This is a genomic window from Bradyrhizobium sp. USDA 4474 (assembly GCF_054057515.1).
In genome coordinates, this window is the sequence record NZ_JBSRZJ010000002.1 from 1 (window position 1) to 15,891 (window position 15,891).

18 protein-coding genes are annotated in these 15,891 nt (G+C 64.5%); 4 read left to right on the forward strand and 14 right to left on the reverse strand.

Going from position 1 to position 15,891, the window contains the following annotated elements; genetic code table 11:
- Together ACVW16_RS01630 and ACVW16_RS01635 are read left to right on the forward strand one after the other, a co-directional pair.
- Positions 1–381: CAP domain-containing protein (locus tag ACVW16_RS01630; protein WP_456802225.1), on the forward strand; the 381-nt coding region annotated here is incomplete at its 5' end.
- A 97-nt stretch (positions 382–478) separates the two neighbouring features.
- Entirely contained in the window at positions 479–1,657 is a 1,179-nt protein-coding gene (locus tag ACVW16_RS01635) for an aminotransferase class V-fold PLP-dependent enzyme (protein WP_456735217.1), read from the forward strand.
- 6 nt (positions 1,658–1,663) lie between these two features.
- On the opposite strand, the gene ACVW16_RS01640 is transcribed toward ACVW16_RS01635, so the two are convergent.
- From ACVW16_RS01640 to yajC, 6 genes are read right to left on the reverse strand one after another with little or no spacing between them, the layout of a single operon-like run.
- Positions 1,664–2,908, reverse strand: a complete 1,245-nt coding sequence (locus ACVW16_RS01640; RefSeq protein WP_456703682.1) for a threonine ammonia-lyase — start codon at positions 2,906–2,908, stop codon at positions 1,664–1,666.
- A 45-nt stretch (positions 2,909–2,953) separates the two neighbouring features.
- Positions 2,954–3,817, reverse strand: coding sequence for a phytoene/squalene synthase family protein (locus tag ACVW16_RS01645; RefSeq protein ID WP_456735218.1), 864 nt, complete (start codon positions 3,815–3,817; stop codon positions 2,954–2,956).
- On the reverse strand, positions 3,814–4,197 hold the full coding sequence (locus ACVW16_RS01650; RefSeq protein WP_092229326.1) for an Mth938-like domain-containing protein: 384 nt from the start codon (positions 4,195–4,197) through the stop codon (positions 3,814–3,816). Before ACVW16_RS01650 ends, ACVW16_RS01645 begins: the two co-directional genes overlap by 4 nt.
- Positions 4,198–4,257: 60 nt before the next feature.
- Positions 4,258–5,283: a protein translocase subunit SecF gene (gene secF / locus ACVW16_RS01655; protein WP_456703683.1), complete on the reverse strand. Its 1,026-nt coding sequence runs from the start codon at positions 5,281–5,283 to the stop codon at positions 4,258–4,260.
- Positions 5,284–5,299: 16 nt separating this feature from the next.
- Positions 5,300–6,898, reverse strand: a complete 1,599-nt coding sequence (secD, locus tag ACVW16_RS01660; protein ID WP_456703684.1) for a protein translocase subunit SecD — start codon at positions 6,896–6,898, stop codon at positions 5,300–5,302.
- A gap of 49 nt (positions 6,899–6,947) precedes the next feature.
- Positions 6,948–7,316: a preprotein translocase subunit YajC gene (gene yajC / locus ACVW16_RS01665; protein WP_456703685.1), complete on the reverse strand. Its 369-nt coding sequence runs from the start codon at positions 7,314–7,316 to the stop codon at positions 6,948–6,950.
- A gap of 178 nt (positions 7,317–7,494) precedes the next feature.
- Here yajC and ACVW16_RS01670 point away from each other — a divergent pair, with 178 nt between their 5' ends.
- The gene (locus tag ACVW16_RS01670) at positions 7,495–8,487 is read left to right on the forward strand and encodes an ATP-binding protein (protein WP_456735219.1); all 993 of its coding nucleotides are present in this window, start codon (positions 7,495–7,497) and stop codon (positions 8,485–8,487) included.
- A 96-nt stretch (positions 8,488–8,583) separates the two neighbouring features.
- Here ACVW16_RS01670 and ACVW16_RS01675 read toward each other — a convergent pair whose 3' ends face one another.
- Positions 8,584–9,972 carry a peptidoglycan DD-metalloendopeptidase family protein gene (locus ACVW16_RS01675; protein ID WP_456735220.1) on the reverse strand — a complete coding sequence of 463 codons (1,389 nt, stop codon included), beginning with the start codon at positions 9,970–9,972 and terminating at the stop codon, positions 8,584–8,586.
- Between the two features lie 109 nt (positions 9,973–10,081).
- Positions 10,082–10,732: a protein-L-isoaspartate(D-aspartate) O-methyltransferase gene (locus ACVW16_RS01680; protein ID WP_456735221.1), complete on the reverse strand. Its 651-nt coding sequence runs from the start codon at positions 10,730–10,732 to the stop codon at positions 10,082–10,084.
- 237 nt (positions 10,733–10,969) lie between these two features.
- On the opposite strand from ACVW16_RS01680, the gene ACVW16_RS01685 reads away from it, so the two are divergent.
- On the forward strand, positions 10,970–11,341 hold the full coding sequence (locus tag ACVW16_RS01685; RefSeq protein ID WP_456703689.1) for a response regulator: 372 nt from the start codon (positions 10,970–10,972) through the stop codon (positions 11,339–11,341).
- 19 nt (positions 11,342–11,360) lie between these two features.
- On the opposite strand, the gene surE is transcribed toward ACVW16_RS01685, so the two are convergent.
- From surE to ACVW16_RS01715, 6 genes are all read right to left on the reverse strand, one after another.
- Positions 11,361–12,128 (reverse strand): 5'/3'-nucleotidase SurE, encoded by a 768-nt coding sequence (surE, locus tag ACVW16_RS01690; RefSeq protein WP_456703690.1) that lies wholly within the window; start codon positions 12,126–12,128, stop codon positions 11,361–11,363.
- A gap of 131 nt (positions 12,129–12,259) precedes the next feature.
- Positions 12,260–12,622 carry a hypothetical protein gene (locus tag ACVW16_RS01695; RefSeq protein WP_456735222.1) on the reverse strand — a complete coding sequence of 121 codons (363 nt, stop codon included), beginning with the start codon at positions 12,620–12,622 and terminating at the stop codon, positions 12,260–12,262.
- A gap of 99 nt (positions 12,623–12,721) precedes the next feature.
- Positions 12,722–14,053 (reverse strand): serine--tRNA ligase, encoded by a 1,332-nt coding sequence (gene serS, locus ACVW16_RS01700; protein ID WP_456735223.1) that lies wholly within the window; start codon positions 14,051–14,053, stop codon positions 12,722–12,724.
- Positions 14,054–14,252: 199 nt separating this feature from the next.
- Positions 14,253–15,065, reverse strand: coding sequence for a twin-arginine translocase subunit TatC (gene tatC / locus ACVW16_RS01705; RefSeq protein ID WP_456735224.1), 813 nt, complete (start codon positions 15,063–15,065; stop codon positions 14,253–14,255).
- Positions 15,062–15,562 carry a Sec-independent protein translocase protein TatB gene (gene tatB, locus ACVW16_RS01710; protein WP_456735225.1) on the reverse strand — a complete coding sequence of 167 codons (501 nt, stop codon included), beginning with the start codon at positions 15,560–15,562 and terminating at the stop codon, positions 15,062–15,064. Before tatB ends, tatC begins: the two co-directional genes overlap by 4 nt.
- Positions 15,563–15,651: 89 nt before the next feature.
- Positions 15,652–15,885, reverse strand: coding sequence for a twin-arginine translocase TatA/TatE family subunit (locus ACVW16_RS01715; protein ID WP_027529733.1), 234 nt, complete (start codon positions 15,883–15,885; stop codon positions 15,652–15,654).
- Between the last annotated feature and the right edge of the window lie 6 nt (positions 15,886–15,891).

Consider the following 15,891-nt stretch of genomic DNA (forward strand, 5'->3'; position numbering starts at 1 on the left):
GCGGCCAAGGATGATCTCAGCCACGACGCCCTCGGCCCGTTCAACAAGCGCGTCGCACCGTCAGGTGCGGGCCGCGCCGCCGAGAACATCGCCTATGGCTACGACAATTTCGAGAAGACGCTGGGACAGTGGATCGACTCGTCCGGGCACCGCAAGAACCTGCTGCTCCACAACGCCTCCCGCGTCGGAATCGCGAGCGCGAAGAATGCCAGCGGCAAGCGCACCTATTGGGCCATGGTGATTGCCGGCGATTACGAGCCGAAGCCGGGAAAAGGCAAGAAGGATACCGAACCGCTGGTCGCCCTGAGACGCGAGACCGTGCCCGCAAGCAAGCCCAAATCCAGCAACTGCCACATCAAGCTGCTCGGCCTCTGCATCTGAGGCGAAGCCAAGCCAAGCCCGTTCCTCGCGCCCCCGTCTTGCTCGCCCTCCCCAGCGCGTCTAATCCATTCAGCAGGATTGCGAGAGGGAAGCCCACTTGATCGACATCCACCGACTTCGTGCCGACACCCCGGCGGTCTCCCGGCTTGCCTATCTGCACAACGCAGGCGCGGCGCTCATGCCGGCGGCCGTCGTCTCGGCGATGAAGCAGCATATCGATCTGGAGAGCGAGATCGGAGGTTATGCGGCCGCCGACCGCGAATCTGATCGGCTCGATGCGATCTACGGCTCGGTCGCGCGTTTGCTGAACGCCGCGCCGGACGAGATTGCGCTCATGGAGAACGCAACGGTAGCCTGGCAGATGGCATTCTATGCGCTGCAGTTCTGCGCCGGCGATCGGATCCTGACCGCCGAGGCCGAGTACGCCGCCAACTATGTGGCGTTGCTCCAGGTCGCCAAGCGAACCGGCGCCGTCATCGAGATCGTGCCGAGCGACGCAAGCGGCGAGCTCGATGTCGATGTGCTCGAACGCATGATCGATCATCGCGTGAAGCTGATTGCGATCACCTGGGTTCCGACCAATGGCGGGCTCGTCAATCCAGCCGCAGCCATCGGCAAAATCGCGCGGGCGCACGGCGTTCCCTATCTGCTCGATGCCTGCCAGGCAGTCGGTCAGATGCAGGTCGATGTCGAAGCCATCGGCTGTGACATGCTGTCCGCCACGGGTCGCAAATTCCTGCGCGGACCGCGCGGCACCGGCTTTCTCTATGTCCGCCGTGAGCTGCTGCAGCGACTTGAGCCACCGATGATCGACCATTTTGCGGCGCCATGGGTCTCGCGCGACCAATATCAGCTCCGCGACGACGCCCGCCGGTTCGAGACCTGGGAGAACAACTACGCGGCCCGCCTTGGGCTCGGCGTTGCCGTCGACTATGCTCTTGCGATCGGCCTCGACCCGATCGAGCGGCGCTGCCGCTTGCTTGCGAACCGTCTCCGCCGCGGTCTCGCCGCGATCAGGGGCATCACCATTCGCGACCTCGGTCATGCGCCGGGCGCGATCGTCAGCTTCACGATGGAGGGCCGTGAGGCCGACACTATCGTCAGCAGCGCCGCTGCGGCCGACATCACCATCGGCGCCACGCATCCGTCGAGCACCCGCATCGACGCGGAAGTCCGGGCGCTGCCGGTGGTCGTTCGCGCCTCCCCGCATTACTACAACACTGAAGCCGAGATCGATCGCTTAATCGACCACCTCGCGGAGCTCGCAGCGCGATAGCGCTGTTCAGGTGCACCGCGCGCTCAGTCCAGAGGCACTCAGCTTGGCCATGACGTCATCGAGATGGGCACTGTCGCGCGTCTCGATGACGAGCTGCAACAGCGTCGCCTTGGCCGGCAGGTCGGAGAAGGTCCGCTGGTGCGAGACCTCGATGATGTTGGCGCCAGCCTCGGCCAGCAGCGAAGCCACTGCCGCGAGCTGGCCGGGCCTGTCGGGAATATCGAGCGAGAGCTGCGTCAGCCGTCCCTCGCGCGCGAGTTCTCGCGTCAGCACCGAGGCGATCAGCCGGGTGTCGATATTGCCGCCGCTCAGCACAAGACCGACCTTCTCGCCGGCAAAGCGCAAGGGATCGGACATGATCGCCGCAAGGCCCGCAGCACCGGCGCCCTCGACGACCGTCTTCTCGATCGAGATCAGGGTCGCAACCGCGCGCTCGAGCTCGGCTTCGTTCACCAGCGCGATGTCGTCGACGAGACTGCGGACGATTTCACTGGTGATCTTGCCCGGCGATTTGACAGCGATGCCTTCGGCAAGCGTATCGCCGCGCGCCGGCAGATTGCCGCCATGGATGGCGTTGTACATGGAAGGATAGAGCCAGGCCTCGACGCCGAGAATGCGCAGCGACGGCTTGATCGATTTGGCGGCGATGGCGATGCCGCTGATCAGGCCGCCTCCGCCAATCGGAACGACCAGCGTATCGAGCTCCGGCACGGCCTTGAGCATCTCCAGACCGACCGTACCCTGGCCCGCGATGACAAGCGGATCGTCGTAAGGATGGACGAAGATCATGCCGCGTGCTTCGCCGTGGCTCCGCGCGAACGCAGCCGCCTCTTCCAGGGTCGCCCCCGTGACGACCACTTCGGCGCCGTGGTGCCTGGTGTTCTCGACCTTCACCATCGGCGTGCCCACCGGCATCACGATCGTGGCGGGAATGCCGAGCCGCTTGGCGTGATAGGCGACGCCCTGCGCGTGGTTGCCTGCCGACATTGCGACGACGCCGTGCGCACGTTCTTCCGCGGTCAGCGCAGTGAGGCGATTGAGAGCGCCGCGCTCCTTGAACGAGGAGGTGAATTGAAGGTTTTCGAATTTGAGCCAGAGCTCGCAGCCGCAGATGCTGCTCAACGTGCGGCTGTAGCTACAGGGCGTATCGACGACGGCGCCGTGAATGGTCGCAGCGGCGGCGTGAACGTCGGCCGGTGTAACCGGAAAGCCGCCCAGATCGGGGATTGCGGTTTGGGACATCTCAGCCATGGGACAGCATAGAGCATTTGGCCGGTCCCGGCGATACGCCAAATGCTATTTGGTAAATTCCGGCGATCGTGACGCCCGCCACAGCGTCCATAGCGCGCGTAGCCGCGATACCGGCTGCGGCGCGAAAGGATTGCGCCCGGGCCGCGACAGGCGATCGAGATCAGACCGCGCCTGACTCAACGGGAGGAACGCCGGCCGCACCGAGGGCGGCAGTTGCGCCAGCAGCGACGAGGCCATCGCCAGATGCTGCCGGGCTTCGCCGATGAGCTGGTCCAGCACGGCATGGAGGTTGGGCGTCTGCTTGCCGGCGAACACGTCTTCCATGGCGCAGCCATGGCTGGCCAGGAATTGCTGCGGCAGAAACAATTGACGATGGGACGAGTCCCGCGGCAGGTTTGCGATCACCTGCGCGATGCCCTGCGCCAGCCCCGCGTGGCGCGCGAGGTGCTCGGCCGCTTCCGAAACCTCGCCCATGATCCGGGCGGCCAGCACAAACAACGCCGAAGAGGTCGCGGCCAGATAGCCCTCGAGCGCCGTCATGGTCGGCATCGGGTCGTTGTAGAGATCGAACTGATGCTCGTCGACGAGCAGCGACAACGGCTCGACCGGCAGGTCAAAATCGCGGATCGCGCGCAACAGCTCCGCTGCCACCGGATTGCCCTCGGCGCTGCCATGGACAAGGCCCGAGAGCAGATCGGTCCACCATTGAAAGCGGATCTCGCCTGGCAAGGGTTGGCTCACCTGGTCTCGGACGCGGACGATCTCGACATTGAAGGCGTAGAGCGCCAGCAGCGCGCGACGCTCGGCAGCGGGTGCAAACAGCGTCGCCGCATAGCGTGGAAAATCGTGGCTGCGCACGAGATCGGCGCAGAAGGTCACGCTGTCGGCCGGCGTCGCAGCGCTGCTCATGGCACGGCAATCAGCGCAGCCGCGACGCGGCGCCGTTCGCCGATCATGATGTTGTAGGTGCGAACGGCGGGGCCGGTCTGCATCGTATCCAGCACCACCCTCACCGCCTTCAGCGCCTGGCGCAGCTGCGGTGGCGGCAGCCAGACGCCGGTTCCGGTCCCGACCAGCAGCGTATCGATGCTGTTGGCGGCGGCGAAAACCCGATCCAGCGAATAGCGGTCGATCTTGGTGGGATCGGTCACGTCCCAGGCCCAGATCGCGTCGGGCAGGCAGAGCAGCGATCCGCGATGCGACATGCCGGCGAAGGCAAAGCCGCCCTTGCCATAGGCCTCGATCGGCGCGGAGCGCGGGAAATGAGGAGCGTTGGGATCGCCGGCCATGAGCCTCGTCCGAATGAGCTGACTACCCTCGCAAACTCATGCGAAGGCAAGCGGTTCGGATCATGCCTTGATTTTCTTCGCCGGCGGAGCCGCTTCCTTCGCATCCTCGCGATGCTCGCCAACGCCGAGATAGATCAGAATCGGCGCCGCGATGAAGATCGAGGTGTAGGTACCGACCAGCACCACGCCGAACATCATGACGGCCGTGAAGCTGTGGATGGCATGGCCGCCGAACAGCAGCAGTGCCAGCAGCGCCAGCGTCACCGTGAAGTGGGTGATGATCGAGCGCGACAGCGTCGAGTTGATGGATTCGTTCAGCAGCTGCGGCATCGGCATCTTCTTGTAGCGCCGCAGCATTTCACGGATGCGGTCATAGATGACGACGGTGTCGTTGAGCGAATAGCCCAGAATGGTCAGGAGCGCCGCGATGCTGGTCAGGTCGAAATCGACCTGGCTGATCGACATGAAGCCGATGGTCAGCACGATGTCGTGCACGTTGGCGATCATGGCGCCGAGCGCGAACTGCCATTCGAAGCGGAACCAGAGATAGACCAGGATCGCGCCGATTGCGAGCATCAGGCCGGCCATGCCCCACCCCAGCAGCTCGCCGGAGACACGCGGGCCCACCACCTCGACGCGGCGATATTCGACCGACTCGCCGAGGGCGCCGCGAACCTTGTCCACCGCTTCCTGCTGGGCCTTGTCGCCGCCCGGCTGCTCGGCCACGCGAAGCAGCACGTCGGCGGCGCTGCCGAATTGCTGCAGCTGAACTTCGCCGAGGCCGAGGCTGCCAAGGGTCGCGCGCATCTGCGCGAGATCGGCGGACCCCGACTTGGCCCTCACCTCCATCAAGGTGCCCCCCTTGAAGTCGATGCCGAAGTTCAGGCCATGCGTGAAGAACAGCGTGATGGCAACGATCGACAGCGCGGCCGAGATCGGAAAGCTGATGCGGCGAAAGCGCGTGAAGTCGAAATGCGTGTTGTCCGGGACGATGCGCAGCGACGGCAGCAGGCCGAGCACGCTGACCACGGTCAGCACGGCAATCAGGACGCCGAGAGAAATGAGAACGATTTGAGTGGTGGTCACAGTCGGCCTCGAATCATCAGATCGGCACAGTCTTCGGCCGCTTCCACTGCACCCACCAGGCCACGATCAGACGGGTCATGGTGAATGCGGTGAACACAGTGGTGATGATGCCGATGCCGAGCGTCACTGCGAAGCCGCGGACCGGACCGGTGCCGATCATGAACAGCACTGCAGCGGCGATGAAGGTGGTAATGTTGGAGTCGAGAATGGTGGCAAGCGCCCGCTTGAAGCCTGCGTCGATTGCCGAGATCGGGCTTCGCCCGCCGCGCAGCTCCTCGCGGATGCGCTCGTAGATGAGCACGTTGGAGTCGACCGCGATGCCGACGGTGAGCACGATGCCGGCGATGCCGGGGAGCGTCAGCGTGGCGCTGAGCAGCGACAGCAGGCCGAAGATCATGGCAACGTTGATCGTCACCGCGATGTTGGCGAACACGCCGAACAGCCGGTACGTCAACAGCATGAAGACGACGACCATGATCGAGCCGACATAGGCCGCGAGCTCACCCTTGTCGATCGAGTCCTGGCCGAGGCCCGGACCGACCGTGCGTTCCTCCACGACCGTAAGCGGCGCAGGCAGCGCGCCGGCGCGCAGCAGGATCGCGAGGTCGTTGGCCGACTGCACGGTGAAATTGCCGGAGATCTGGCCCTGGCCGCCGGTGATCGGCTCGCGGATGACCGGCGCCGAGATCACCTTGTTGTCGAGGATGATCGCGAAGGGCACCCCGACGTTCTCCTGCGTGGCCTGCGCGAACTTGCGCGCGCCGGAGGTATTGAACTTGAAGCTGACGACCGGCTCATTGGTCCGCTGGTCGAAGGTCGCCTGGGCGTCGGTCAGATCGCCGCCCGCAACCAGCACCTGCTTCTTGACCACGTAGCCGGACGGCGGCGGGGTGGCTGCCGGCAGGAACTCGGTGTCCGGCGGCAACCCACCCTGCTGCGCCTGGTCCGGCGGCACGGAGGGATCGACCATGCGGAATTCCATCTTGGCGGTCTTGCCCAGCAGTTCCTTCAAATGGGTGGGATCCTGCAATCCCGGCACCTGCACCAGGATGCGGTCGTTACCCTGACGCTGGATGATCGGCTCGACGGTGCCGAGCTCGTTGACACGCTTCTCGACGATCTGGATCGACTGTTCGATGGTCTTGCGCAAACGCTCGATCATCGCCGACTCCGGAATACTGAGGCGGATCAATCCGCCACCGGCATCCGAGACGTCGATGTCGCGCTGGCCGCCGGACCCCATAAGGCCACCGATCGGCTGCGCAAGCTCACGCAACTTGGCCAGCACCGTCTGGGTGTCCGCGTCCTTGACGCGCACCTCGACGGCATCGCTCTTCGTGACGAGACCGGTGTAGACGATCTTGGCTTCGCGCAGCACGCGACGGACGTCGTCGCGGATCTGGTCGAGCTTTTCCTTTTTCACATAGTTGGAGTCGACCTCGAGCTGCAGAGAGGAGCCGCCCTGCAAGTCGAGACCCAAAACCAGGCGCCGCTGCGCCCAGGTGGGCCAGGTCTTGACCTGCGCCTCGGGGAAGAAGTTCGGGACCGCGCAGAGGCACACGATCAGCGCTGTCAGGATGATCCCGAGCGCCTTCCACCGCGTGAAATACAACATCGACTGGACCTGTCAGATCAGGAGATTTGAGGTGCTCGCGGCAAAGCGCTCACTTCGCCGCGGCGTCGTCCTTGGCGCTTTCCTTCGCGCTGTCCTTGGCCGGCTCGCCCTTGGCGCGCACGCCCGAGATCATCGAGCGCATCTGGCGCACGCGGACGCCGTCGGAAATTTCGAACTCGATCTGGTCGTCATCGACCACCTTGGTGACTTTGCCGACCAGGCCGCCTGACGTCACGACGGTGTCGCCGCGGCGGATGTTCTTCACGAGTTCGGCGTGGTCCTTCACCTTCTTCTGCTGCGGACGCAGAATCAGGAAGTACATGATCACGAAGATCAGGGCGAACGGCAGCAGCGACATCAACATGCTGTTGGTGTCACCGGCGCCCGCGGCCTGGGCATACGCAGGGGAAATCAGCATTCGGACGATCCTCGTGGAAACGGGGGAAGCCGGTCAGGCCTTGCGGCGACCGGTTCGGTCAAATTCGCGCGGACTATAGCGACCACCGCCCCAATTGCAACGCTGCCAGACCGCCCTTTTCGCCACCTTGCGGCGCGCCCCCAGGCTCGATAAGGCTGCATTCTCAGGAACTTCGGACATGCCCAAAAAACCAAGCAAAAGCCCGGCCGGCAAAGGCCCCCGTACCCCTGCCACGAAGGCCGCCCAGGTCGCGGCAAAACGCCCCAAGGTGGTCCAAAAAACCTCCCTCCAGGCAACCCCGGACCTCACCCAGGAGCGCATCGTCCGCGCGCTGGAGACGATTGCGACCCACCTCGCCGCCCAGGGTAAGCCGGCCGCCGAACGCGAGTCGTTCAAGCAGGCGGACGCCTATGTCTGGCATCCGGACGGCCGCCTCGCGGCGGTGCCCCGGGTCAGCCGCGTCGAGCTGTTTCTGCTCAAGGGGGTCGACCGGATGCGCGATATCCTGATGGAGAACACCGAGCGCTTTGCAGGCGGTCTGCCCGCCAACAACGCCCTGCTCTGGGGCGCGCGCGGCATGGGCAAGTCCTCGCTGGTGAAGGCGGCGCATGCCAGCATCAACGCCGACCGGAAGCCCGCCGACAGGCTGAAGCTCATCGAGATCCACCGCGAGGATATCGAAACGCTGCCGATGCTGATGGAGAAACTCCGCGACGCCGACTTCCGCTTCATCGTGTTCATCGACGACCTCTCCTTCGATGGCAATGACGCCTCCTACAAATCGCTCAAGGCTGTACTCGAAGGTGGCATCGAGGGGCGGCCCGAGAACGTCATCCTCTACGCCACCTCCAACCGCCGCCATCTGCTGGCGCGCGACATGATCGAGAACGAGCGCTCGACCGCGATCAATCCGGGCGAGGCGGTCGAGGAAAAGGTCTCGCTGTCGGATCGGTTCGGTCTCTGGCTCGGCTTCCACCGCTGCAGCCAGGACGAATATCTCGCCATGGTGGGGGGCTATTGCAGCCATTTCGGCATCAAGGTCGACGGCGAGGCGCTAGAGCGCGAAGCGCTGGAATGGTCGACCACGCGCGGCTCGCGCTCGGGCCGGGTCGCCTGGCAGTTCGTGCAGGAGCTGGCCGGACGACTCGGCGTGAAGCTCACGGCGAAGTAGGCCACGCCGGCCCTCGCGCTCCCAGAAATGAAATCGCCCGCACAAGGCGGGCGACAACAGCGTTCTTGCGGAGAGAGCGACGGAGTGAGGTAAGCCTCACGCCCCATTCAAGAACTGAAGCGGGTCGACCGGGCTCGATCCCTTACGGATCTCGAAGTGGAGCTGCGGTGATGCCACCTCTCCGGATTGACCCGACTTGGCAATGACCTGACCGCGCTTGATGGTATCGCCGCGCTTCACCAACAGCTCACTCGCATGGGCATATGCGGTGACGTAGCCGTTGGCGTGCCGAACCAGGACCAGATTGCCGTAACCTTTCAGCTCGTTGCCGGAATAGGCAACGACGCCGTCTTCAGCCGCCTTGACCGGCGTACCCTCGGGCACCGCAACGTTGATGCCGTCATTGGACTTGCCGTTGGTCTTGGCGCCGTAACTCGTGATCACCTTGCCACGCACCGGCCAGCGGAAGGTCGGCAGGGAGCTCGTGGTCTCCGCCGCTTTCGCCGGCGCCTCGGCAGCGGGCTTCTCGTCGATATTGGCGGTGGCCTGGGCGAGGCGCGCGCTCTGCGCCGGTTGGGCAACAGCGGCCATCTTGGTAGCAGGCACGGGAGCGGCAGCGACCGGCTGCAAAGCAGCCGCAACCGGTGCCGCGGCGACCGGCGCGGGAGCCAGCGGCGCAGCGACAGCCGCGGTCCTGGCGCCCGGCACGGTCAGCTTGGTGCCGAGCTTGAGCTTGGTCGAGGGATCGAGACCGTTGGCGCGAGCGAGTTCGGCGGCGGAGATGTGGTTCTTGCGTGCGATGCTCGCGAGCGTGTCGCCGTGATTGACGAAGTGGAAGCTCGACGGCGCGGCCACGGCTGCGACCGGCCTCGGCGCCATCGCGGGAGCCGCGGCAACCGGGGTCATCGCGGGCGCCGGTGCGGCTGCAACAGCACCGGGATGCGGGATGACGAGCTGCTGACCAGGCGAGAGCGCGCGCGGACCCTTGTAGCCGTTGGCGGCGAGGATCGCCTGCGGAGTTACGTGATAGCGCTTGGCGAGCACGTCGAGCGTGTCGCTGGTGCCGACGATGATCCTGGTCCCTCCGGGTGGCTGCGCAGCCACCACAGAGCGCTGCGGCACCGTGCCCGTGGCTTCGAGACGCGGCTGCGCGGGCGGCGTGTAGGAGCCCAGCCCGCGGCCGCCTCCGGAGACGCCGCCACCCGCTGCAACCGGATAGGACTGCGGTGCGGCAACCGCCGGCGCCAAAGGCTGTGACTGATAGTAGCCCTGCTGGGTCTGCGGCCGGGCATATTGCGGCAGCTCGCGCTGCGGCGGCGCGGCCTGCTGCACCGAACCGGTCGATTCAAAGGGGTTGGAGAAGTTCGACTGGGACAGGCGCGACGACATGTCGGCGCTGCACCCTGCGAAACCAAAGGAGATCAGCGCCAGCACCGCGACCTGCGGTACGCGGCGCGAGTAAAGCAACTCGGCGACAACTGACATGGTTACTCACTCGTACGCAACAGAACTGGTGTTTTAAGTAAACACGCGCCGAGTAAATAACGGCTTAACCCTCCCAATAAGATGTTGGATGCGTTGCCGATCCGGAATTCTACAGCTCCCGCGCCACGCCAGGCAGTGCCGGCACGAAACGGACCTCGACGAGTTGCCTGCGCTCGATCCCGGCCTCGCTGCGCTTGAGACGTGTCAGCGTCTGCACGCCCTGATGCGGCCCCACCGGTGCGATCAGGATGCCGCCGACTTCGAGCCGCTCGATGAGGTTCTCTGGAATTTGCTCCACCGCGGCGGTGACGATGATGCGGTCGAAGGGGCCGATATTTGCAGGCAGATTGAGGCCGTCGCCGAGCATCACCTCGACATTGTGACAGTCCAGCTTTTCAAGCCGGGCGCGCGCGGCATCCGCGAGCTTGCGGTAGCGCTCGACCGTCAGCACCTCGCGCGCAAGCTTCGAGAGCACGGCAGCCTGATAGCCGGAGCCCGCGCCGATCTCGAGCACGCGGTGGTTCTTCTGGAGCTGAAGCTGCTCGGTCATGTAGGCGACGACGAAGGGCTGGCTGATGGTTTGCCCGCAGGCGATCGGCAGCGCGCTATCGCGATAGGCGCCGTCCCGATCAGAGGCCTCGACGAACATCTCGCGCGGCACCTCCTCCATCGTCCGCAGCACGGTTTGATCGCTGATGCCGCGACGCCTCAGCGTGAGCTGAAACATCATCTTTTCCGGCGGGCGCTGATTGGAGGTCATCGCGGGCTGTACCATCTTCGTCAGGGACCCGGATGACGGCTCGGCGCCAGTATCCGGGCTGGAATCTTGTTCCGGCTCAGGAACCCATATAGTGTTCTATCCCGGCATTTGACCACAAATCGGCTTGCAGCGGACAAGCCGCGCGGCCATTTTCAAGTATGGTTTGGCCGAAACGCGCATTGCGTCGATAAGCGTTATCTGCGAACGTTTTCGGGAATGGGCAAGGACGCAACGACAATGACCGCGACAGGGCTTTCCGGCCGCTCTGTATTCCTCGTCGAGGACGAGGTGATGATCCGAATGATGGTGGCGGATATGCTCGAAGAGCTCGGCTACAAGGTCGCGGCCGAAGCCGGAGATATCACGGAGGCAATGCGGCTGGCGCAGGCGACCGAGTTCGACATCGCCATCCTCGACGTCAACGTCAACGGCAAGGTCATCTCGCCGGTCGCCGACGTCATCCAGGCCAAGGGCTGCCCCTTCATCTTCGCGACCGGCTACGGCTCGTCGGGCCTGCCCGAGCAATATCGGGACCGTCCGGCGCTTCAGAAACCGTTTCAGCTTGACGCGCTCGGCAAGACCATCGAAGCCGCGCTTCGCGGCGGCTAGCCGCTAGTAGCAAGCGCCTTTACTTCAGTGTCGCGCTCAGCTCTTCGGAAAACGCTTCGTTGGTACGATCGAGCCGGAGCGGCGTGACCGAGACATAATGCTCGCGCAGCGCTGCCAGGTCAGTGCCTTCGGCCGCCGTGTCCATCATCACCGTGCGCTCAAAGCCGATCCAGAAATAGGGGTTGTTGCGGCCGTCCCTGCGCTCGTCGATCCTGAGGAAACCGAGATTACGCTTGCCCTGTCGCGTGACACGAATGCCGAGCACATCCTCCGGCGCACAGGACGGGAAGTTGACGTTGATGACGGTGTCCTTCGGGATGCCGGCCTTGATCACCTTGCGCAAGATATCGGGACCGAATTTGCGCGCGGTGTCCCATTGCGGCCTATCGCGCGTCTCGACGCTGAATTCCTGCGACAGCGCAAATGACGGGATGCCCAGAATGGTGCCTTCGAGCGCGCCGGCGATGGTGCCCGAATAGACCACATCCTCGGCAACGTTGCGGCCCTTGTTGACCCCGGAGAGCACGACGTCGGGGAGCTGCGCACCGAGAATATGGCGCGCGCCCATGATGACGCAGTCGGTCGGGGTGCCGCGCACAGCGAAGTGCCGCGGCCCAACTTCACGCAGGCGCAACGGGTCGTTCAGCGACAGCGAATGCGACACCCCGGACTGATCGAGCTCGGGCGCCACCACCCAAACGTCGTCCGACAGCGCGCGTGCGATCTCCTCCACGACCTTGAGGCCGGGAGCGTGGATACCGTCGTCATTGGTGCAGAGAATGCGCATGCCGGAGGTCGATTCCTGATCTGGAGTGAGGCCGTCTTATCCGGCTGGGACCGATCAGGCAAACCGGCTTCGGCGCAGACCTCACCCGCGCCGACGTTCATTGCCGCAGCGCAGCAATCGAGCCATTCCCTTCAGCGGCGGACTCGCCATTGCGGCAGGAAGCGAGCGAGCCTGCCCTCAACGCGCAGCTGCATCGCAGGCGCGACCGGGCGCACGACCGGGGTCTCAATCACGCCGGGCGTCTTCAGCTGCGCAAGGAGCGGCGCAGATACTGGCGTTTCGGGGAAACGCTCGCGCGCCATCGTCAGCGCCTTGTCGAAGTCCTCGGCATTGACCCCGGGCTTCGCCCGCCGGCTCTGCACCAGGCCCTCGTCCCAAAGACGCGCAATGTCGATATCAAGCACGCCACGCAAACGCTGGTCGACGGCCTGGACGCCGGCACCTGTTACCGCCCATTGTCGGCCGATCCAGAAGATATCGTGGTGCAAGGCCATGGACGGTTGGTGTCGCGTTCGCGGGCAGCCGTCAGGATAGCCGGCCGCCCGATCTTCGCAACCAAACGTTTCTGCGTTTCAGATGGGCAACACGAATTTTTACTCGCGCGCGACCGCCTTCACGCCGCCCATATAGGGCTGGAGCACGCTGGGGACCGCGATCGAGCCGTCCTCCTGCTGATAGGTCTCCATCACAGCGATCAGCGCGCGGCCGACCGCCGTGCCCGAGCCGTTCAGCGTGTGCACGAAGCGCGGCTTGCCGTCCGGCCCGCGCGAGCGCGCATCCATGCGCCGCGCCTGGAAGTCGCCGCACACCGAGCAGCTCGAGATCTCCCGGAACATGCCGCCCTCGCCCTGCCCGGGCATCCACACCTCGATGTCGTAGGTTTTTTGCGACGAAAATCCCATATCTCCTGCACAGAGCGTCATCACGCGATAATGCAGGTCGAGTTTCTGCAACACCTGCTCGGCACAGGACAGCATCCGCTCCAGCTCGTCCTTGCTGGTCTCGGGCGTCGTGATCGAGACCAGCTCGACCTTGGTGAACTGATGCTGGCGGATCATGCCACGGGTATCGCGCCCGGCAGCGCCTGCTTCGGCGCGGAAGCACGGCGTCAGCGCAGTGAGCCGCATCGGCAGCTGCTTCTCGTCGAGGATGGACTCACGCGCGAGGTTGGTGAGCGGGACTTCGGCAGTCGGGATCAGGCCGAGGCGCTCGGTCTTCAGCCGCTCATGATCGGGCGAATCCAGCAAGTCGCCCTTGATCGCCCAGAATTGGTCGTCCTCGAATTTCGGCATCTGCCCGGTGCCGAACATGACTTCATTGCGCACCAGCAGCGGCGGGTTGATCTCGGTGTAACCGTGCTCGGTCGTGTGCAGGTCGAGCATGAACTGGCCGATCGCGCGCTCAAGGCGCGCCAGCCCCTTCTTGAGCACAACAAAGCGCGCGCCGGAGAGCTTTGCCGCAGCCTCGAAATCCATGCAGCCAAGCGCAATGCCGAGGTCGTCATGCAGCTTCGGAGCGAAACCGTAGTTGCGCCTGGCGCCGAACACGTGATGCTGGACGTTGTCATGCTCGTCGACACCATCGGGCACTTCATCGAATGGAATGTTCGGGATCGCGGACAGCTCTTTGGCCAGCTCCTCATCAGCCGCTTTCGCGGCAGCCTCGAGCTCCGGCATGGTGATCTTGAGCTCGGCGACCTCAGTCATCAGCTTCGCCGCGCGCGCCTCGTCCTTGGCCTTCTTGGCGTCGCCGATTTCCTTCGAGGCCGCGTTGCGGCGCGCCTGCGCCTGCTCCGCCGCCAGGATCGCCGCACGCCGACGCTCATCGATCGCGAGCAGCGACGCCGACAACGGCTTGAGGCCGCGCCGGGCGAGACCGGCGTCGAACGCTTGCGGATTGTCGCGGATCGATTTGATGTCGTGCATGGCAGCGGTCCTGGGGTCAGCGCGTAAACATACAACGGAAAACGTTGTCAGTTTGCGTTGGCGCGCTCCCCCCTAGCACAGCTGTCATCGCCCGCGAAAGCGGGCGATCCAGTATTCCAGAGACGGCAGTAATTCGCCGCTGGGCTGCGGCCTACTGGATTCCCAGCTTTCGCGGGGAATGACACCGGAACTGGCCGCCCTACTCCGCCGGATTGGCCGGCGTCGACACATCGGTGGCGGTGGCCGCCTTCGACGCGGCCGCCTTCTTCTCCACCATCGACACCGCGATGATTGAGCCCTCATAGAGCGCCAGCAGGGGAATCGCGAGCGAGCACTGGCTGAGGATATCAGGCGGCGTCAGGACTGCGGCGATGATGAAAGCCAGAACGATGAAATAGCGGCGCTTGTCGCGCAGCATCTTCGACGTGATGATGCCGACCCTCCCGAGCAGCGTCAGGATCACCGGCAGCTGGAAGGCGATGCCGAAGGCGAAGATCAGCGACATCATCAGCGAGAGATATTCGCCGACCTTGGGCAGGAGCTGGATCTGCGCGGTCTCGTCACCGCCCATCTGCTGCATGCCGAGCGAGAAGCGCACCAGCATCGGCAGCACGACGAAATACACCAACGCCGCGCCGAGCACGAAGAAGAACGGGGTCGCGATCAGATACGGCAGGAAGGCCTGCTTCTCGTGCTTGTAGAGGCCGGGCGCCACGAACTTGTAGATCTGGGTGGCGACGATCGGGAACGAGATGAAGCCGGCACCGAACAGCGCGAGCTTGAGCTGGGTGATGAAATATTCCAGCAGCGCAGTGTAGATGAATTTCGAGTTCTCCGCGCCTGCGACCCACACGAACGGCCAGACCAGAACGTTGTAGATCTGCTTGGCGAAGAAGAAGCAGAAGATGAAGGCCACGCCGAAGCCGAGCAACGCCTTGATCAGCCGCGAACGCAGCTCGATCAGATGGTCCATCAGCGGAGCTTTGCTGGCCTCGATATCGGCGTCGCTCATGACGCTTTGGCGTCCTTGATCGGTTCGGGTGCAGTGTCCTGCGCAACCGATGTCTGCTCTACCTCGGTGACAATGGCGAGCGGCTCATTCACCGCCGCGTGTCCCTCGGCTTCCACGAAAGTCTCTGGCGTCGGGGCTTCCGGCGTCGTGGGCGTGGCCGGTGGTTCGACGGAAGTCGTCGTCGACGTCTCGGCCGGCTTGTCGAGCGCATCGACGCGGAGTGCGTCGCTGACGTCCTTCTGGAGCGAGGTCATCAGGCCACCGCTCGTGAAACCGGCAGCGGCTTCCTTGACCTCGTCAAAGCTCTTCTTGAGGTCGGCCATCTCGGCCTCGCGCATCGCTTCCTGGAACTGGCCCTGGAATTCGGCGGCCATCTTGCGGGCCTTGCCCATCCATTGACCGACCATGCGCAGCACGCCCGGCAGCTCTTTCGGGCCAATGGCGACCAGGGCCACGACCCCGATCAGAACCAGCTCACTCCAGCCGATGTCGAACATGACGTCTTCCGTTCACGCGTAGCCACGATCGGCCCAATCCCTCACGCGCAGGATCGGGGCCGTTTTCCCGCGTCTCGCGTGCTCCTGGCTCAGACGGCCTTGCTGCCGACGTCGGACCGTGCCGCAGTCGGCGCGGCATTGTGCTCGATGGACTTCGAGGGCTCCTGCTTCTCGGCGGGCTTGTCGTCGTCCTGCATGCCCTTCTTGAAGGCCTTGATGCCCTGAGCCACGTCGCCCATCAGATCCGAAATCTTGCCGCGGCCGAACAGCAGCAGGACCACTGCGATCACCAGGATCCAGTGCCAAATGCTAAGTGAACCCATCCTGCA